The 17,398-nt window shown below is 33.9% G+C and carries 15 protein-coding genes and 1 pseudogene; 5 read left to right on the top strand and 11 right to left on the bottom strand.

Annotated features, from left to right (window positions below; genetic code table 11):
- Nucleotides 1–39: 39 nt before the first annotated feature.
- On the top strand, nt 40–618 hold the full coding sequence (locus CD29_RS15400) for a beta-class carbonic anhydrase (RefSeq protein WP_036188788.1): 579 nt from the start codon (nt 40–42) through the stop codon (nt 616–618).
- Nucleotides 619–927: 309 nt separating this feature from the next.
- Here the strand turns inward: CD29_RS15400 and CD29_RS15395 are convergent, their stop codons facing one another.
- Both CD29_RS15395 and CD29_RS15390 read right to left on the bottom strand, forming a co-directional pair.
- Nucleotides 928–1,527, bottom strand: coding sequence for a GNAT family N-acetyltransferase (locus CD29_RS15395; protein WP_197061773.1), 600 nt, complete (start codon nt 1,525–1,527; stop codon nt 928–930).
- A 160-nt stretch (nt 1,528–1,687) separates the two neighbouring features.
- On the bottom strand, nt 1,688–2,458 hold the full coding sequence (locus CD29_RS15390; protein WP_036188785.1) for a polyphosphate kinase 2 family protein: 771 nt from the start codon (nt 2,456–2,458) through the stop codon (nt 1,688–1,690).
- 112 nt (nt 2,459–2,570) lie between these two features.
- Between CD29_RS15390 and CD29_RS15385 the strand changes: the two genes are divergently transcribed.
- Nucleotides 2,571–3,302, top strand: a complete 732-nt coding sequence (locus CD29_RS15385) for a hypothetical protein (RefSeq protein WP_036188782.1) — start codon at nt 2,571–2,573, stop codon at nt 3,300–3,302.
- Between the two features lie 41 nt (nt 3,303–3,343).
- Here the strand turns inward: CD29_RS15385 and map are convergent, their stop codons facing one another.
- Entirely contained in the window at nt 3,344–4,087 is a 744-nt protein-coding gene (map, locus tag CD29_RS15380) for a type I methionyl aminopeptidase (protein WP_036188779.1), read from the bottom strand.
- A 239-nt stretch (nt 4,088–4,326) separates the two neighbouring features.
- Here map and CD29_RS15375 point away from each other — a divergent pair, with 239 nt between their 5' ends.
- Nucleotides 4,327–4,650, top strand: coding sequence for a DUF4870 domain-containing protein (locus tag CD29_RS15375; RefSeq protein WP_036188776.1), 324 nt, complete (start codon nt 4,327–4,329; stop codon nt 4,648–4,650).
- Between the two features lie 58 nt (nt 4,651–4,708).
- Here CD29_RS15375 and CD29_RS15370 read toward each other — a convergent pair whose 3' ends face one another.
- From CD29_RS15370 to CD29_RS15340, 7 genes are all read right to left on the bottom strand, one after another.
- A complete protein-coding gene (locus CD29_RS15370; RefSeq protein WP_036188773.1) occupies nt 4,709–7,786 on the bottom strand; it encodes an AAA family ATPase in 3,078 nt (1,025 codons plus the stop codon).
- Complete coding sequence (locus tag CD29_RS15365) at nt 7,783–8,958, bottom strand: exonuclease SbcCD subunit D (RefSeq protein ID WP_036188770.1); 1,176 nt, start codon at nt 8,956–8,958, stop codon at nt 7,783–7,785. The genes CD29_RS15370 and CD29_RS15365 overlap by 4 nt, the downstream gene beginning before the upstream one ends.
- Before the next feature lie 227 nt (nt 8,959–9,185).
- The gene (locus tag CD29_RS15360) at nt 9,186–10,415 is read right to left on the bottom strand and encodes an aminopeptidase (RefSeq protein ID WP_036188768.1); all 1,230 of its coding nucleotides are present in this window, start codon (nt 10,413–10,415) and stop codon (nt 9,186–9,188) included.
- 4 nt (nt 10,416–10,419) lie between these two features.
- Nucleotides 10,420–11,562 (bottom strand): DEAD/DEAH box helicase, encoded by a 1,143-nt coding sequence (locus CD29_RS15355; protein WP_036188767.1) that lies wholly within the window; start codon nt 11,560–11,562, stop codon nt 10,420–10,422.
- Nucleotides 11,563–11,723: 161 nt separating this feature from the next.
- The gene (gene cuyB, locus CD29_RS15350; protein WP_036188765.1) at nt 11,724–12,452 is read right to left on the bottom strand and encodes a cysteate racemase; all 729 of its coding nucleotides are present in this window, start codon (nt 12,450–12,452) and stop codon (nt 11,724–11,726) included.
- Nucleotides 12,453–13,673, bottom strand: a complete 1,221-nt coding sequence (locus CD29_RS15345) for a carboxylate--amine ligase (RefSeq protein WP_036188763.1) — start codon at nt 13,671–13,673, stop codon at nt 12,453–12,455.
- Between the two features lie 235 nt (nt 13,674–13,908).
- Nucleotides 13,909–14,142 (bottom strand): hypothetical protein, encoded by a 234-nt coding sequence (locus tag CD29_RS15340; protein WP_036188761.1) that lies wholly within the window; start codon nt 14,140–14,142, stop codon nt 13,909–13,911.
- A gap of 131 nt (nt 14,143–14,273) precedes the next feature.
- Here CD29_RS15340 and CD29_RS20725 point away from each other — a divergent pair.
- Nucleotides 14,274–14,378 (top strand): annotated as a pseudogene (locus tag CD29_RS20725) (pyridine nucleotide-disulfide oxidoreductase); the annotation flags it as partial.
- 81 nt (nt 14,379–14,459) lie between these two features.
- Here the strand turns inward: CD29_RS20725 and CD29_RS15335 are convergent.
- Nucleotides 14,460–14,873 carry a gamma-type small acid-soluble spore protein gene (locus tag CD29_RS15335; protein WP_036188759.1) on the bottom strand — a complete coding sequence of 138 codons (414 nt, stop codon included), beginning with the start codon at nt 14,871–14,873 and terminating at the stop codon, nt 14,460–14,462.
- A 612-nt stretch (nt 14,874–15,485) separates the two neighbouring features.
- Between CD29_RS15335 and CD29_RS19745 the strand changes: the two genes are divergently transcribed.
- Nucleotides 15,486–17,339, top strand: coding sequence for a trypsin-like peptidase domain-containing protein (locus CD29_RS19745; RefSeq protein WP_052124202.1), 1,854 nt, complete (start codon nt 15,486–15,488; stop codon nt 17,337–17,339).
- Nucleotides 17,340–17,398: the final 59 nt, after the last annotated feature.

Below are 17,398 nucleotides of genomic sequence, written 5' to 3'. Positions count from 1 at the left end.
CTTGTCCGAAAAAAAACTAATAGTAAAGGATTGTATTGAATGTCATCTTTAAAAGAAATCTTAGATTTCAACGAGTCTTTCGTTAAATTCAAACAATATGAACCATTTGTTACTTCTAAATTTCCTAATAAAAAAATTGTTATTTTAACTTGCATGGACACAAGATTAGTGGAATTATTACCAAAAGCAATGAACATGAAAAATGGAGATGTAAAAATCGTTAAAAGTGCTGGTGCGCAAGTCAGCCATCCATTTGGAGCAGTAATGCGTAGTATACTTGTAGCTGTTTATGAGTTAAAAGCTGACGAGGTATATGTTATTGGGCACTATGATTGCGGAATGAGTGCCATTGAACCAGGACAAATGATTAACAAGATGATTGAACGTGGTGTAAATAAAGACATTATCAATATAGTAAATTATACAGGAATGGACTTAGTGGAATGGCTAAGAGGGTTTGGAGATGTAAGTACAAGTGTGTTAAAAAGTGTAGACATTATTCGAAATCATCCACTAATGCCTAAAAGTGTTCCGGTACATGGTTTGGTGATGGATCCTGGTACTGGAAAACTTGACTTACTTTCAGATGGTGAAGAAAATTTAGCCGAAGATCAATAACAATAGGGTTATCGGAAAAGTTTTCCTTGAGAGCCCTTCTCAGGGACATTTCCAACTGATTTTTGCCTTTTTTGTCCTTGAGATTCCTTCTCAGGGACATTTCCAACTGTTTTTTGCCTTTTTTGTCCTTGAGAGCCCTTCTCAGGGACGTTTCCTACTGTTTTTTGCCTTTTTTGTCCTTGAGAGCCCGTAAATCCACTCTAATCCCGAATCGATACTTCGATTCAGTTTCTCTTTTTTAAAAAAATAAAGGACTGTACCCCACTTTTATTTTTGTTGGTTAGTCCTTGTTTAGTCGTTTTCACATTTTTAAAACCTTTTATAATCCTCTTTTAAAATGGAATACATATAATGATCTTCCCAAACTCCATTGATAAACAGTAGCTTTCTTAATAACCCTTCCCGTTCAAAGTTTGCACGTTCTAGCACTTTAATTGAACCTATATTTTTTGGTGATACATAAGCTTCTATTCGATGTAAATTTAATTCATTAAATGCGAAACGTACAAGATGATTTACAGCTTCTGAGGCAATTCCTTTTTTCGTAAAACGTTCATCTATCGAATAGCCTATAAATGCACTTGAATAAGGGAGTTTTTTAATAGCGTACAAAGAAATATGTCCAATGAGCTGTTGTCGACCTTTCGTATAAATTCCAAATGAATATTCCCTATTAACACGCATTAACTGCATACTTTCTAGTATTTTTCTAAACTGTGCATCTTCAGTATAAAAATACTCTTCGTGTAAAGGTTCATATTGTGACCAAAAATACTTATTATCTGTTAAAAGATCTGAAAGACTTCTAGCATCCGATTCTACAAACGTCCTTAAAAACAGTCGTTCCCCCTCAATTTTTACCACTTGATCACCTTTTTTCTGAAGTAAATTAAGAAACTTTCTCACCATGCTCCACCTTATCCTTGCCTTTCCTTTTTAGTGGTTTTGTTTTACATATTTTATACTTTGGTCAGATTACTTTAAAGTGTTTTATCCGTTCCCAATAACAATGAGTGTAGGATTAAAAAGAATGTTCACTGTTTGAAGTTTATAATTATCATCACTGTAACTAAATTTGCAAATCTTTATTTTCATTATTATCGTTAATTGAAAGTCCCCTGCGACTTAGTTCTTGTTTCACCCAGTTTATTGTTTCCTGTATCACTTTAATACGAGCATAGTTTTTGTTATTTCCTGGCACTAAAACCCACGGAGCAAAGTGTGTATCCGTCTTTTGAAACGCTTCATTCGCTACTAACATATAGTCATCAAATTTCTCGCGATTTCTCCAATCCTCATCTGTCAATTTCCACTGTTTATAAGGATCCTGTTGTCGTTCAATGAATCGTTTCCATTGCTCGTCTTTATCGATATGGATCCAGAACTTTAACAGTATGTAATGTTCGTCTGTAAGTGCTTTTTCAAATGCATTCAATTCATCGTATGCACGTTGCCATTCATCTTCAGTTGCAAAACCTTCAATCCTCTCTACCAACACTCTACCATACCAAGAACGGTCAAAAATACCAATTTGGCCATGTTGGGGGAGTTTTCTCCAAAATCTATGTAAGTAGTGGTATCGCTTTTCATGAGGCTGAGGAGCTGATATGGGGTGAACAATTAATCCACGTGGATCAAGTTTTTGTGTTAGCCTTTTTATCGCACCACCTTTTCCCGCAGCGTCCATTCCTTCAAAAACTAGAATCAATCCAATTTTATTTTTTAATAAATATTGCTGTATATTTAACAACTCATATTGTAGATGCTTTAATTTTTTTTTGTACTCTTTTTTATCTAAGTTATTTGTTAAATCAATGTCTTCTATTCTATTCAAATTCATCACTCCTGCGTGTATTTCCTTTTATATTTTACAAAAATTTGTCTGTTATTGGAAACTGTTGTTGAATGATATATCTTATGTATATAATTTTATAGAAAGGAGTGAAAGCATTGTGGTTCGATTAGTTACTATATTACTGTCAATTATCGTAGTAGCCCCCTATACAATAAATGCATTTTGGTTTCAATTAAATGGGCATTCTACAATTGATATTATTAATCACTTACCAGTTTTATTCGCACCTTCGAATTACGTCTTTATCATTTGGATTTTTATCTACGGTTATCTATCCCTATGGGTACTGAAATGTTTCAACTTACAAAAGTCTAAAAAGGTAATAAATCAGAAACAATCAATACTTTTCGTAACAATATCCTTACTTCAATTGATTTCAACTTTTAGTTGGCATTATGAACAGTTCTTTCTATCGACGATTCTACTTTCTTTTCAATTTATAGCTTTATTGGTTTTATACTTGACCTTCCCATTAGAAAAGTTGTCCATTCAACTACGTAATCCTATAGCGGTTTATTTCAGTTGGACACTTTTTTTATTGATATTAAGTTGTTGCTATGTCTTAGTACATATCCAATGGTCCGGTTTTGGTTTAAGCAATGCTCTATGGTGTGTCTTCGTAATGACGATTGGGACAGCAACCATCCTACATTTCCGCTACCATCACCATGATGTTGCATCTCCGAGTGTCTTTATATGGTGTTATGTTGGAATTGCATTTGAAAATGGTTTTGACGAATTATTTGTTACAACAGCCGCTCTGTTCTTAAGTGGAGTAATAGTGGTTGGAATTTTGTTTATGAAAAAAAATCCTGTTTCCTCAAAATAATTTGAGAGAATACAGGATTTTTTTGTTAGAGAAAAAAATGACTATATTGTAATAATAATTGGTTTATCTTTTGTAACAATGATTGTATGTTCGATTTGTGCCACTAATGATTTGTCAGGTGTTATAAATGTCCAACCATCACCAGCTTCTACAATATGCTCGGCTTTTTCAGAAATGAATGGCTCAACCGCTAATACCATTCCTTCCTTTAAAATTGTAGTATCCCAAGCATCATAATAATTTAATACATGATCAGGTGCTTCATGAAGGGCTTTTCCTACACCATGTCCAGTCAAGTTCATAATGACGTGTAAACCATGATCCTTTGCTTCACGTTCTACAGCCTTACCAATTTGGTTTAATTTTGATCCTGCTTTAACTTTTGTCATTGCACGATCAAAGGCAGACTTTGCTACTTCACAAAGTTTTTCTTGTTTTTCATAGCCTTCACCAACTACGAATGATATTCCAGTATCTGCGAAATAGCCATCGAAGGATCCTGATACATCAATATTTACCATGTCACCCTCATTAATTACACGATCACCGGGAATACCATGTGCTACTTCATGATTCACACTAATACATGTAAATCCTGGGAAGTCATATTGGCCTTTCGGTCCTGAAATTGCTCCAGCTTCCTCAAACATGCGCCCAGCAATCTCATCGAGTTCCTTTGTCGTTACACCCGGTTTAGTAGCTGCTTTCATCGCATCTCGAATGTCAGCACAAATACGACCTATTTTTTTAAGAGCATCTAATTCTTCTTGCGTTTTAACTATCATGAAAAAATTCCTTCCTTCTACAATCTATTTATATAATATACCACAACTGTACAAATCAAATTAGGCAATCCCGTTTATTCTCTTTAGAAACTGAACTTTGAAAATAATTTCCTCGTAAAAATAAATCCATATTTCTTTATATACGAATAGAAATCTAAATAGATAACAATAATTATTATAAAACATTACCATCTTAACAAATATGTGGAATTGTATCTTATCTTCCATGGAGGGATCTTATGTTTAACCCAAAAACATTATCTGCAGTTAGTTATTTAAGTATTTTTTTTGCACCATTTATTCTTCCTGTCATATTATTTTTTGTTTCCAAAGAAACAGAAGTTAAGTATCATGCAAAACGTGCATCTATTTCTCACTTAATACCCACCGTCATTGGGGTAGTGATTTCTTTTATTGCATTAATAAGCTTATTTACATTTAATGGTACAGTATATGACGCTTCTTTTTATTCGAACTTTATGATTTGGATGTCCGTTTATTTTGTATTATCAATTGCTATTGTTATCTGGAATCTCGTACAAGCTGTGAGAGTATACCGATAATTTTTCAAACATAGCAGAAAAAACGAGTCCCAAATTTGAGGACTCGTTTTATTTTTAACTATTTAATGGTAATCGATGTTCTGCTATATCCTTCTTTCAATTTCTCAACTTGAAGGATTGCAGGTATTGCAGCCTTAAGTTCAGCAACGTGTGAAATAATACCAATCATTCTTCCAGACTTTTGTAAATCAATAAGAGTATCAATAGCTTTCATTAATGACTCCTCGTCTAGTGATCCAAACCCTTCATCGATAAACATCGTATCAATTTTTACATTTCCTTGGTAGCTTTGAATGACATCTGCCATTCCTAGCGCTAAGCAAAGGGAAGCATTAAATTTTTCTCCACCAGATAGTGACTTCACATCACGTGACTGGCCAGTATAAGTATCATATACATCTAAACTTAACCCACTTTGACGTCCGTGAGATTCTTGACGATCTGAACATTGTAAATAGAACTGTCCATTTGACAAGTTTTTCAAACGAATGTTAGCAGCTTCTGTAATTTGTTCTAAATAACCCATTTGCACATAACGTTCGAAAGATATTTTCTTTGTATTATGGCCGCGCAATACATTGTATAAGTCTACAATTTGACTAGACGTTTCCTCGAGTTGAACAATATTATCTGCTGTTCTTTCTAATTTATCTTTGTAATCTAAACAAAGATCAGAATAGTTCTTCGACTCATTCAGATGCTGAAATGCTCTTTCATAGTCTCTTTTTAATAAATCTAACTGTTCTTCTGCTTGTCGTAAATCGGTTTTTACTTTATCTTTTAGTTGTTCTTTTTCCTCATTTACTTGAGTCAATAGTGAGTGCAATTCTTTTGTGAAATTCATGTATTGTTCATACAGCTGTCGTTGTTCTGAATCTGTTCTTTTTGCTAATTGGAATTGCTCAGTACTCTGGAAACCAGCATGTTGTAGTGCAGCTTGGAATTCTTCTTTCGTTTTACCAAATTTTGTACTAAGCTCTTGAACCTGTTGTGAAATTAAATGGAATGTTTCATCATTTTTTGCTAGTTCAGTTTTAGCTTCTTGGAAATCCCTTTGTGCTTTTTCCCATTCGTTTAGTAACATCGATTTTGAATTTTTTGCATCGTTTAAAGCAATGTGCAACTCATTGAGATTTTTGATTTCTGTAGGTATAGATAATTTTTGCTGTTCTAGTATCGTTGTTTGTTCTAATAATTGACTGCTCTTTTGATGAAGATGTTTTTCAATTTCGTTTCGTTGCAGCTCTAACTCTTGTTCTTCAACTACAATTTTCTTATATTGCTTTCGTTGTTCAATCAATCGCTCGTTATCTTTGTGTAAAGTTGCTACTAATTCACTGATATTATGATATTTCGTTCGATATAAATCTTTATCCTCAATTATTACATTCTGTATTAGAAGATCATTGCTTATAGATTCTAATTGACCATTTATCGCTTTAATATTAGCTAGAATTTCATATTTTTGTTGTTCCTTTACACTAAGTAATTGTTTTAAAAGGTTTAACTCTTTTTCATCAACCATCTCTGTTAACTCTTGTTTTGACAACTGATGATCCGTACTTCCACAAACTGGACAAGGTTCACCTGGTACTAATTTTTTAGCCAATGTCGCGGCTTGGTTAGTTAACCATTTCATTTCCTCGAGGTCGTAAATACGTTTTGCTTCTTCATATTTTTGTAACGCTAATGTATATTCATCATTTAATTCATTCAATTGAGATTGAATTTGTTCGTAACGATTAAATGCTTGTACAATTTCCTTTAAATGAGCCTGTTCTGCTTGCACAGACTGGTTGTTTTCTAATTTTGCTTCAAGTTGTTCAATTGTTTGATTAACCGTTTGGCGTTGAGTCTTTTTGTCATTAAGTTGGTTAGTCGACTTTGTAACTTCCGCTTTCGTAATTTCTAGATCTTTACTTAATCGGTCAACGAAAATCATTTGCTTCTCAATAGATTCAAATATTGGTAGTAATTTTTCTAAATCCATTACTTTTTTGATTGATTCTTCACGAATGCCTTGTTTTTGTTTTTCTTCTTCATAGAGTGCTTTTGTTTGTTCTAATTTTTCTTTAGAAGAATTTAGTAGCTCGTTTACTTCTATTAATTTTTTTTGTTTCGATTGACATTCCCTATCTATTGTAATTACTTGTTTATAGAGCGGGTCAATTTTACTTGCAAGAATAGCTACGTCATACTCTATTTTCAAGTTTTCATAGAATGTTTTTTGCGTTTCAAGAGCTTGCAATTTAGTGATTTTATGTTGAAAAACGTCTATACGCTCATTTAATGATTTCGTCGCAAGATAGAGTTCATACTTTTCTTTATGAAGAAGATAGGTATCTTCGTATAGTTTACGATCATCTTCAATTTTTTGTTGATAGAAATCCAATTCCTCTTTAAGTGCATCTTGAATTTGATAGATGTTCGAGTTCTTATCTAATAACGTAAATAGGTTAGATTCACGTGTTGGTAGAGCTCCTGAAAGTTGGCTAATATAGCTATTTTTTAAAACTCTAGCTTCATTTAGCTTTTGTTCTGCCTGTTGCTTTTTCGTTTCTAATTTGAGTGCAATTTCACCATAACGGTCTGTTTTGAAAATTTTACGTAAAATTTCTTCTTTATTTTCTGTTTTTGAGGTTAATAATTTTCGAAATTCTCCCTGCGGCAGCATGATTATTTGACTGAATTGATCATACGTTAGCCCAATAATCTCCTCGAGTTTTCTGTTAATATCCGTAACTTTTTGTCGTTCTACTGCTGGAACTTCTTCGTTACCATTAACAACTTCAAATAACTCATACTTTTCACCTGTCGCACCTTTTCTACCCTTTTTTATATGTGGTATTTGTCTTAATACACGGTACTTTCTATCGTGAAGTTCAAAAACAAATTCAACAGCTGTATGCACATCATCATCTGCAAAGTCACTTCGGAGCATATTGGTGTCTTTACGATCTGAACCACTTGCCAAACCATACAACGCAAAACAAATACCATCAAAGATTGTAGTTTTTCCAGCTCCTGTAGCACCTGATATTACAAAAAGACGATTTTCATGTAATTTCGAGAAATCAATTGTTTCTTCATTTTTATATGGTCCGAAAGCGCGCATTGTTAGCTTAATAGGCTTCATTTATTCATCACCATCACTTTTGTTTCTCGTTCTTCAGATAGCATTTCATCTAACACTTCTTGAAGAAGCATTACTTGAATGTCAGATGGTGTATCGCCTAGGATTTCTTGATAAAAAGCCTTAAATAGACTCACATCATCCATCTGTTCTCGTCGTACCACTTGTCCCTCTTGGGCGACAAACTGTTGTTGAAGCGCTTTACGTTCAACGTGCATTGCGTTTGGATAGACCGTACGAATTTGTTCCATAGTTCCAATTACTGGAGTCAAGTCCGTTAGTCGAACAAAAACATAATCCTCACATACTTCGTGCTTTAATATTTCTTGAATGGAGCCTTCAATTATTCTTAAATCTCGTCTTGGTTTGAATGGTCTTTTTTCCACTGATACTTGACCTTCAGCATCTAGATTAACAATTAGAAATCCCTTTTCGTGGTTTGCTTCTGATGATGAATATTTTAATAGCGAACCAGAATAACGAATTGTTTCATTTAACACATAATGCGCCTTGTGCAAATGGCCTAAAGCTGTATAATGAAACGGTTTGAAAATTTCTGCACTTACATATTCAGAACCCCCAATTGATAGAGGCCGTTCTGACTCACTAGTATTGTCCTCCATTTCGCCATGCGGTGTAACAAAGGCATGTCCTATAAAAACATGTCGCTTAGACTTGTCCATTTTATCTTCAATGACTTCCACCACTTTTTTCATAGCATCATTGTAGTTGGAAATTGAATCTTCACCAAAGATATGTTTCACTGTGGAAGGCTCACTAAAAGGAATTAAATAAAAATGAACTTCGCCATGCTCATCATTTAATATAATTGGCTCTATTTTCGCACTTTGTTCCCCTACGATAAATAAACCACTCCCTTTAAGCATCTGCTGCCCAAATCCAACCCGTGTTGGACTATCATGGTTTCCCGCAATACTTAATACGGGAATTTTTTTCTTTAAAACTATTTCAGCTAATGTCGAATCTAATAAATTTACTGCTTCTACTGGAGGTACTGCTCGATCATATAAATCCCCTGCAATTATCACTACATCTGGCTGTTCTTCATCAATGGCTTGCAAGAACTGGTTTAATACGTATTCTTGGTCTTCTGTCATGTAAACGCCTTGAACAAGTTTCCCTAAATGCCAATCCGCGGTATGAAAGATTTTCAATATATTACCCCCTATTAATATCGTATTGTTATTCTATCATTTTCTATATAATAACACCATAAATTACGCACAAATGTTCGTACGTATTTCTTGTAAAAATCTTACCATTTCCACATGTTAATTTCCAGCTAGATAATAATACAGTAAAAAAAAATCTATAAACTCTTGTTTATTAGAAAATAAAAAAACTGCCAAAGCATTCAACTTCGGCAGTTTTATCCATTATTTTAGAATGCCCAATTCCCGTTACGGAATATAGGGACAGTTGTTCCATCAGAAAGTATTCCATCAATATCCATATGTGCACTACCAATCATGAAGTCTTCGTGCGTTATGGATTTGTTAATACCTAATGAATCAAAGTCACTTTCGCTTAGATCACGTCCACCTTCGTAACAAGTAGGATAAGCCTCTCCAATTGCTAAGTGGTTTGATGCATTTTCGTCGAATAGTGTATTGTAATATAAAATTCCTGATGTAGAAATTGGTGATTCATGCGGAACTAAAGCAACTTCTCCAAGATAACATGAGTTTACATCTGCAGTAACTAACTCTTGTAAAAGTTCATTTCCTACTTCGGCTTCTGCTTTCACAATTTTACCATTTTCAAAAGTTAGCTTGAATTGGTCAATAATATTTCCTTGATATGCTAATGGTTTTGTATTACTTACGTAACCATTTACACCGTATTTTGATGGTAGTGTAAATACTTCTTCCGTTGGCATATTAGCGATAAATATCGTTCCATTTGGTGTCTTACTGCTTCCTGAAACCCAAATATGTTTTTGTGGAAGTTCAATTGTTAAATCAGTTCCAGGTGCCTTATAGTGAAGTTTCGCAAATTTCTTTTCGTTTAATTTTAATGCTCTTTCATCTAAGTGTTTAATATGTTCTTGCCATTTTTCTACCGCGCTACCTTCACCAATACGAACTGTTTTAAAAATTGCTTCCCATAAAGCTGATACCTGTTCTGTTTGCGGTAAATTAGGGAAGACCTTCGCAGCCCATTTTGGAGATGGCACTGCAATTATTGACCAGGCAATGTCATCGTTCATTACAGCTTTACGATAATTGACTAAAGCTGATCCTGCTGCTTTTTGATTTGCTGAAATTCGTGATACAGGTATACCTGAAAGTAAATCCGGGTCCTCATCATCAATCCAGAGTAATGCACCTTTTTTTTCAATCAGTTCTTCACGCTGAGCGACAATCCACTTTGGGTATTGACTAAATTCTTCTTCAGCACCATTTTCATAAAATTTACGTGTCATAAAAGAATCTGTTAATTGTACATGAACTCTTCCAGCTCCTGCTTCGTAGGCTTTTTTAACGACCATACGAGCAAATTCAAGAGCCTCCGTAGAAGTATTAATTAATAAATATTGTCCTTTTTGAATATTAACGCCTATTTTAACAGCTAATTCAGCATATTGTTCTAGCTTTTCTTGAAACTCCATGGACTTAACCTCTCTTTGTAACCGTTTTGGAATTACCCTCTACTATTTCGCCTTTATTCCAAACTTTTTGAATGGCCTTTACATCTAATTCTCTTGTTAGTTTTTTGTACGTTTTTTCATCTTTATATGTTAGTAAAGTTAATACTTCACCATCAGCTCCTGCACGCCCTGTACGACCTGAACGATGTGTATATTGCTCAATTGTATGCGGAACATCTACGTGGATAACATGTGTAAGACCTTCTATATCCAATCCACGTGCTGCTAAATCCGTAGCAATTAGGATTCTTGCATCCCCTTTACGAAACGCGTCTAGTGCTCTTTTTCTTTCATCTTTCTTCATATCCGCATGCAAAGTAACAACTTTTGCGTCATGATATTTTAGCTTCGATTCCTTCATAATGACTTGGTCCACATTATTACTAAATGCAAGCCCTCTTAATCCTTCAACGTTTGCCAATTTTCTTAGCATTTCTGTTTTATCACGCTCATCTACTTTTATGAAGGAATGGACCACTTTCCCAACCTTCACCATATCTTCAGGTTTAATGTTTATAGTAATTGGTTCAAACATCATACGACTTGCAACAAGTTTAATTTCATCTGTGATGGTAGCAGATACGACAACTACTTGACGGCCAAACGCAGAACCTTCTATAAAGGATTTCACCACTACACGATAGTCGCGGCTCAATAGCTGGTCGCATTCGTCTAAGACGATTGTTTCAATTTCTTTTAATTTTAACTTATTTGCTCTAGCTAGCTCATTTAAGCGTCCAGGTGTACCTACAACAATCGTTGGTTTTTTCTTTAATTTCTCGATTTGACGAGCTGAATTTGCCCCGCCAATTAATTGTTGTACAGTTATATCTGTACCAGTTATCCACTCCCTTATTACCTCTACAATTTGCATTGCAAGTTCTTGGGAAGGGGCAACAATTAGAGCTTGGGTTTGCTTTTTGCTACCATTTACTTTATTTAAAATTGGTAAAACATATGCAAGAGTCTTACCTGAACCAGTTGGTGATTCTGCTACAATGTCTTTTCCTTTTAACATTGCAGGAATCATTTCATCTTGCACTTTCATTGTTGTTTCAAATTTCCATTTACTTTGTAATGTCTCATTTAATAAGCTAATTACTGACATGTCTTTCCCACCTTTACATCTTGCGTTTAGTGTACCATATTTTAGTTAATATTAACGTGAAACAGCAAAAAATCCTCGATTAGAGTGTACCCTAATCGAGGATTTATAATATGATTAGTAACTATATTCGTAGAGTTTTTCCTTTTTTAGGAAAGATTTTTTTATAAGTAGTTTTTAGAAGTTATGTTGTTGTCGATTAATTCATAACCACAATAAACAATAGCACTTTCAGCCAATACAATTAAAGAATCAATATATCGTTGTTTATTTAGGCTTAATTCTTTATTGATAATTGAAAGTTCTGTACAACCTAAAATAATATTATCACACTCTAGATCACACATAGCTTGTTCAATTTTCATCCATTGTTCATACGTCACACTTTTACCAGCTTTTACGTAATCATAAATCATGGACATTACTGCTTTTTGAGTACTCTCATCTGGTATGATTGGTTTAATTCCCACTTCCAGTAAGGCATTCTGATACACACCTGCAGCAATGGTACCATCTGTCGCAAGTATTCCCACTCGATTTGCTCCTAAAATTGAAGCGCGTTTAGCAGTTTCACGAATCATGTGTATGACAGGTACAGGAGATGCACCTTGTAAATCATCATAAAATGTATGGGCTGTGTTACAAGGAATGCAAATTACATCTGCACCAACGCTAGCCAATTTTTTTGCATCTCGAATTAAGAATGGAATCGGGTTATCCTCCGACTGATTAAGAATATACGCTGTTCTATCAGGTATTGTTGTATCATTATCAATGATTGTGTGTACATGTTCCTGATCTTTAGATGCATTCGTTCGGCGAACAATCATTTCGCCAAGAAACATAGTTGCTAGTGGACCGACACCACCGATAATACCTAATATTTTTTTCATTTATTCAGCCAAACCTTTTTTATTAAAGTATTTTTTATATTTACGATAATAATTTAAATTATTTAATGTCAATTTTGCCCAACGTTTTGGGTTCATATCTTCTTTGAAGAATAATGAATTTGTCCATTTTCCTTCATGAATCAATTTTTTTGCTTCAATTTTTAATTTTTGGTTTGATGCATATTTAAATAAAACGCCATTTGGAATGATTGTCCATAAGTGCTTATTGTCCCCATACGTTAATTCTTGAGGAATATTTAACATATGGTCATCTGCTACATATTTCATTAAATTATAACCAGCAGCAGTTACATAATAGCTTGAACGACCATTACGTAAATTAATTTCAAATAGTTTATATTCACCGTCACGAGCATCATATTTCATATCAAAGTTTGCAAATCCTGTGTAACCTATATCCTCTAGGAAGAAACGTACTTTGTCCATTAACTTTTCATCAAATGTCGTAATAATGGCAGCATAACTTCCAATTCCTTCAGGTGAATGTTCCTCTAAGATTGGATTTCCTAGACACATTAGTTTCACTTTACCGTCTTTACCCACATAAGCGTTTAAAACACGCATGTAAGAGTCATCACCAGGGATAAATTCTTGTACAATCATTGTGTCCTGATAAGTAGAAGCATAAATAGCCTTTAGAATTGCCGTTTTTTCATCTTCGTCGTGAGCAACAAACACTTTCTTTTTCCCTGGGAATGAACATGCCCAATATTCAACAGAGTTTGAAGCTTTTAATATAATTGGATATTCAAATGGTGGTATGAAGTTTTCATAATTATCAGCGGTTACAGTTGTTGTACCAGGATATTTAAAGTTATACTTCTCACACATTTTATAGAAGTTTTCCTTCAATAGAATCTGATCCATTAAAGTTTCATCTATATAAGGAACAGTAAAGTATTTTTGTAATTGTGGCTTATTTTTAATAATGAGTTTCGCATAGTCATCGCCACAAGCGAGCAGAAGTAATTTTTTATCATTATATTGCTTTGCTACTTCCTCCATAGCAGGAACAAATGTCTCTTGCTCATTTAAATTTGCAATTTCTTTAAAATGTAGAATACTGCTATCTTGTGTTGCTGTTAAGTGCGAACGCCCTAACACAAGTGGTTTTATGCCATATGCCTCATAAAAGGCACGGGCCATTCCATATGCGTTCATATCAGAACCTAGTAATATTGGTAAAAATGGTTGATCCATTCATCTCAGCTCACTTTTAGTAAAATTTATTATGAAAAAAGTTTAGCACATATTTTCTATGTTATTAAGTATACATACAATTATATTCTCATATACTAAGCACTTTTAAAAACGAAAACGCCAACTAATTCATTTTAGCTAGCGTAAGGAAATTATCATATTAAATTTATATTAAATATTAGCTACAACGATAAATTAAAAATACCCTGAATCAACTTCAGGGTATTATGTAAATCTATGAATGTTTTTTCTCATCTGGGGATTCTTTTCTCCAAACTTCTTCTAACAATTCGTCACCCTCAGTTTTTACTCTTTTATTTAACTCGTGGACTGCAATTGCATCGACGGTTTGCATATCTTCATGTAGATCGAAAAGACTTATATTTTCGGAATCGACCATATCAGGTTTATCTTTAAAGGGTAAATCCATAAAAACTTTTTTGGATTCTGGAATTGAATCTTTATTCATAACAACCACTCCTTTACCATTAGTGTGTTATTTGTAAAATTAATTATGCATTTCCAGTTATCCTATTTATTGCTATAGTTCTATTATTATATCTTTTTAAAAGTATAATCGGGCACTAATTTAGAATAAAAAGTGTACATACAATTATTACTGCTGGTGACGGTGCAAAAGTTGCAATAAATTTAATTAGTGAAATCAATGGTGAACGTTACGTTGTTCACGATGTATTAAAATAATTCACATTTATAAGCAGTTTGAAATATATTATTGAGTACATAATATAAAACGCCCCTACTAAAGAGGCGTTTTATTTTTACTTATTGATTGAAGTTTTTGTTTTGGTTTGATTGTGCATTTTGACGTTTTACTTCGTCAATATCAGTTCCGGCCACTGTTTTGTTTCCAGAGAATTGACTTGATTGACGAGAAGCTTGAGTTCCAAAAGGACCTGCTTCTTGTGCAATTTCTTCTCTCACCTTTTGAATATCAGTGCCAGACGCAGTTTTACCAAATGTAGATTGGCTGCCATATGATTGGCTTGACTGATTTGCAGCTGCTTGGCCAGATGTAAAAGGACCTGCTTCTTGAGCAATTTCTTCTCTCACTTTTTGTGGATCAGTGCTTGAAGAAAATGCCCCAAACGATCCATTAGAAGGACTTCCACCAGCATTAAGTTGTTTTACCTCATTAATATCAGTACCTGTAACCGTACGATTTTTATTGTTTTCCATTATCAACACCTCCAAATTGGTTACGTCATTATCATTCCAAAAATCGAAGTAATTATGAGTAATTATTATGTTTCTTTTTTTACATCAATTGTATAAAAAAGTATTGTAGTATTTTTCCTTATAAATATTAAAAATTATTTACATTTTATATCAAAATAAATCAATAAAACTCTGGTTTTGCCATCGCTGGTTCCTTCTTAAAATAGTCCATACTAGTTCTTCCAAAAAAAAATTATTCGACCTGTCGTTACAATGGAGTATTCACCATATAATGCATTACTACCGCATTTGTAATTATTCATACCATACGTTTTTGATACCCCATTCTACATTTTCCGTTCTCATCATATGAGCCTATCTGTTCTTACGTAAATCTCCTTTCAATCAAGTTCTTCAATTAGGGTAAATCAATTATTATTTTCAAAATTTTTGAAAATTTGTTATTTCTCGTTTTTCATCCATCATGTATAGTATTTATGTAACAATCACTATAAAAAACTGAAAACCATTTCTACCTCTAAAAGTCTGGAAGACATTGTTATCGTTTTAATAGTAAAATTGTTTTATTAGTCTTTAATTTATTTATAAATTTATTATTTAGGAGGTGGGGTAATGTTTTGTCCAAATTGTGGTGAAAGTAACGAAAAAAGCTCTAAGTTTTGTGGGAATTGTGGGCACTCAATGTTAAACAATCCTATGGGTCATCAGCCTGGTGGAGAATCTTCACAAACACATGATGAACATTCATATCCTAATTATCGAGAACCAAATACGCAACATTACGAACAAACTGGTAACCAAAACTATCAGCAACCAAGTGGAGATTCGTTCCAGCGACAAGGGAACCAAGAATTCCAAAGACCTTTTGACGGACAATTAAATCAGCCCGGTAACGAGCCATTCCAGCAACCAGGTGGAACTCAATTCCAACAGTATAATAACCAACAACGATACCAGCAACCCGGAAATGATCAATTCCAGCAACCAGGTGGTCCAGGATTCCAGGGTAATGGTCAGTTCCAACAACCGGTTAATAGTCATTTTCAATCAAATAGTCCGCAACGTTCTAATCCAAAACCACCAAAAAAGAACACGAAAGTTTGGATTATTTCTGGTGTGGCGGTATTGCTTGTTGTGATCCTTGCGGTAAGCTATGGTTTATTTACTTACTTTAACGGTCAAAATAATGCGACTCCACTAAACAATAACAATCAGATTGGTCAGACTGTGCAAGGTAATAACAATCAAAATAACAATGTGAATGGAAATGAAGACCCCGAGAAAAATGATGACAAAAACGGGAAAGATACAAAAGAAGAAAAAGTAAAAGAAGTCGTTGAACAAAAAGAAAAAACACAAATTATTAAGGAATCTTTACCAAAAGTGTTTACAATTATAACTCAAGATGGTCATGGTTCAGGTTTCCTTTATGCTGATGGTGGCTATATTGTAACAAATGCCCACGTTGTAGCAGGCTTTTCAGATGTTCTTGTAAGAAATAGTGCAGGCCAAGAATCACCAGGGAAAGTTATAGGTATTTCTGACACTTTAGATATTGCACTTATTCAGAGCGAAGAATACGCAAGGACAGAACCACTTTCTATTGAAAATAAGCCTTCAGACATTGGTATTGAAGTAATCGCCATTGGTAGCCCTCAAGGATTCGAAAATTCAGCTTCTATCGGTTATTTAACGGGTACAGATAGAGAAATGTCTATTGATGGTTATAATTTTGTATACGATGAATTGTATCAAATTGATGCTCAAATTGACCAAGGAAGTAGCGGAGGACCATTATTTGATGCTACAAACGGAAATGTAATAGGTATCAATTCCATCGTTTACCTAAACTATCAGTCTTTTGCCTTTGCTATCCCAGTTTACACAGTTAAAGAGTATTTCGATAATTGGATTAAAAATCCAATGTCGGCAAGTGAAGTCGTTTCAGTAGATGTTTATGCAGGTTACGAAACAAACGTTAATGATCTTGGAGAAGATTATTCAGATTTCTGGAAATGGTATGAACAGTATTATGGTGAAGGAACAGATGAATATGTAGATTATGATAATTACCTAGATACTTACGGTTATTATTTTGACGAAACTACATTAACAAACTTTATTAATGATTACTTTGAATACTATGAATGGTCCATTAATGACGGTGACTTCTACTGGGTTGAAGACATGATTTCACCAGAAAGTAATGCTTACTTAGAAATCGAAAGGCAAATTGGTGAATACTATGGCTCCGGTTATACGTTCGATTATTTATCTACTGAAATAACAGGAATTGAAATTTTTGAAGAAGAAGGTTATGCAATCGTAACTACTAATGAAGAATACGATTTATATGATGCAAACGGTGAATATGAAACGTATTCAGAAGTTGCAGAATATTATGTAGTCATCGATGAGTACGGTTATTATCTAATATCAGATATGTATTATTACGAAGCAATGTAATAAAGTGAGGCATCGAATTTTTCGATGCCTCTTTCTATTTATCTATAAGTATTTTAATT

This window comes from Ureibacillus manganicus DSM 26584 (genome assembly GCF_000772945.1).
In the GTDB taxonomy this organism is placed as follows: Bacteria; Bacillota; Bacilli; order Bacillales_A; family Planococcaceae; genus Ureibacillus; species Ureibacillus manganicus.
This window is presented reverse-complemented; position numbering and strand designations above follow the sequence as displayed.

Excerpts from the sequence above, each read along its gene's own strand:
- CD29_RS15400 (WP_036188788.1), top strand. The coding sequence starts at position 40 with ATGTCATCTTTAAAAGAAATCTTAGATTTCAACGAGTCTTTCGTTAAA.
- CD29_RS15395 (WP_197061773.1), bottom strand. The coding sequence starts at position 1,527 with ATGGTGAGAAAGTTTCTTAATTTACTTCAGAAAAAAGGTGATCAAGTG.
- CD29_RS15390 (WP_036188785.1), bottom strand. The coding sequence starts at position 2,458 with ATGAATTTGAATAGAATAGAAGACATTGATTTAACAAATAACTTAGAT.
- map (WP_036188779.1), bottom strand. The coding sequence starts at position 4,087 with ATGATAGTTAAAACGCAAGAAGAATTAGATGCTCTTAAAAAAATAGGT.
- CD29_RS15375 (WP_036188776.1), top strand. The coding sequence starts at position 4,327 with ATGTTTAACCCAAAAACATTATCTGCAGTTAGTTATTTAAGTATTTTT.
- CD29_RS15370 (WP_036188773.1), bottom strand. The coding sequence starts at position 7,786 with ATGAAGCCTATTAAGCTAACAATGCGCGCTTTCGGACCATATAAAAAT.
- CD29_RS15360 (WP_036188768.1), bottom strand. The coding sequence starts at position 10,415 with ATGGAGTTTCAAGAAAAGCTAGAACAATATGCTGAATTAGCTGTTAAA.
- CD29_RS15355 (WP_036188767.1), bottom strand. The coding sequence starts at position 11,562 with ATGTCAGTAATTAGCTTATTAAATGAGACATTACAAAGTAAATGGAAA.
- cuyB (WP_036188765.1), bottom strand. The coding sequence starts at position 12,452 with ATGAAAAAAATATTAGGTATTATCGGTGGTGTCGGTCCACTAGCAACT.
- CD29_RS15345 (WP_036188763.1), bottom strand. The coding sequence starts at position 13,673 with ATGGATCAACCATTTTTACCAATATTACTAGGTTCTGATATGAACGCA.
- CD29_RS15340 (WP_036188761.1), bottom strand. The coding sequence starts at position 14,142 with ATGAATAAAGATTCAATTCCAGAATCCAAAAAAGTTTTTATGGATTTA.
- CD29_RS15335 (WP_036188759.1), bottom strand. The coding sequence starts at position 14,873 with ATGGAAAACAATAAAAATCGTACGGTTACAGGTACTGATATTAATGAG.
- CD29_RS19745 (WP_052124202.1), top strand. The coding sequence starts at position 15,486 with ATGTTTTGTCCAAATTGTGGTGAAAGTAACGAAAAAAGCTCTAAGTTT.